Annotated in this window: 2 protein-coding genes; one reads left to right on the forward strand and one right to left on the reverse strand. The window is 54.0% G+C overall.

Going from position 1 to position 1,192, the window contains the following annotated elements:
• Nucleotides 1-479 precede the first annotated feature (479 nt).
• On the reverse strand, nt 480-950 hold the full coding sequence (locus V6D20_15025; protein ID HEY9817093.1) for a hypothetical protein: 471 nt from the start codon (nt 948-950) through the stop codon (nt 480-482).
• 6 nt (nt 951-956) lie between these two features.
• Here V6D20_15025 and V6D20_15030 point away from each other — a divergent pair.
• On the forward strand, nt 957-1,192 hold a 236-nt coding region (locus tag V6D20_15030; protein ID HEY9817094.1), incomplete at its 3' end, for a hypothetical protein.

Here is a 1,192-nt window from a genome sequence, read left to right on the forward strand (position 1 = left end):
GTCCTACTGGCTACACATACACGCAAAAATCTGTACTGACGTTCAGGATCTAGTAGTGGAGCCATTGTGCGTACTCTTATTTTGTTAATTTTCAATAATCGTCATTCCAGATTTTGAAAATCACCCTGCGCTTTGCGGAAGGCAGTTCGGTTGTGTGGACTTTGGAGTAGTTGGGCGCGCGATCATTAACATTTCTAACGTTATCTGCGTGTCCAGCGCACGTACCGGTGTTTGAAGCGCACTTTCGTCGCAAAACCGGACATTTTTTCTCTCTGATGTATGCTGCTGCCCACTCCTACCTGGACCAACCCAACCGGCCCCACTTTCCCCTCTACACAGGTCATCGATACCTGGGAGGTTTCATCGGTGACACTGGACCCCTTACTGAATGGCTCTCTGCCCAAACCACTGCCTGGGAGGCTGCAATTGCAGCCCTTTCTCCGGCTTGCCAGGACTTCCCTCAATCTGCCTATTGTGCCTTACAAAAATCTCTTCAAATGCGATGGCAGTTTCTGCAGCGAGTCCTGCCTTGCCCCCCAGATGCATTCTCCAACATTGAGCAGGCCATCTCCACTTTTATCCTGGCCCTCTTTGCCGCTGAGCCTCCACCTCCCTCCGTCACTTCCCTCCCAGTCAAATTGGCTGGCCTTGGCCTCTTTGACCCCACCGTGACCTGCTCCCACAGCTACAAAACTAGCCAGGGCATCTGTGGTGACATCATCCACTGCCTCATCATCCGCAGTGACCCCCCTCCCCAGTTCAACCTCGTCAATCACATTGCCACTGTAGAATCCAACAGAGTCGAATTCAAACGCCGTGGATTTGAGGCCCACCAGGAAATACTGACAACTCTCAAGACAGCCCCTCCTCCAGTCCCAGCCTCCCACATCCTGGACAGAGCCTGCCTCACCGGCACTTGGCTCACCATCCTCCCGGACATTGACACCCATACTGAATTGTCCTTCCAGGAATTCCGGGATGCTCTCCACCTTCGCTACGGGCTCACTCCTCCCAATCTACCCACCCTATGCGATGCCTGCACTGCGCCCTTCACTGTCACCCATGCCCTCACTTGCAGCATTGGTGGTCTCATCTACCGGCGCCACCACGAGCTCCGTGATGAGCTTGCTTCTATTGCAGCTGAAGCTTTCTCTCCCAGTGCTGTCACCATTGAGCCCCCCATCCACCCTGG

The organism is Candidatus Obscuribacterales bacterium, assembly GCA_036703605.1.
Taxonomy (GTDB): domain Bacteria; phylum Cyanobacteriota; class Cyanobacteriia; order RECH01; family RECH01; genus RECH01.

Coding starts and splice junctions, on each gene's coding strand:
- V6D20_15025 (HEY9817093.1), bottom strand. CDS start 950: ATGGGTGTCAATGTCCGGGAGGATGGTGAGCCAAGTGCCGGTGAGGCA.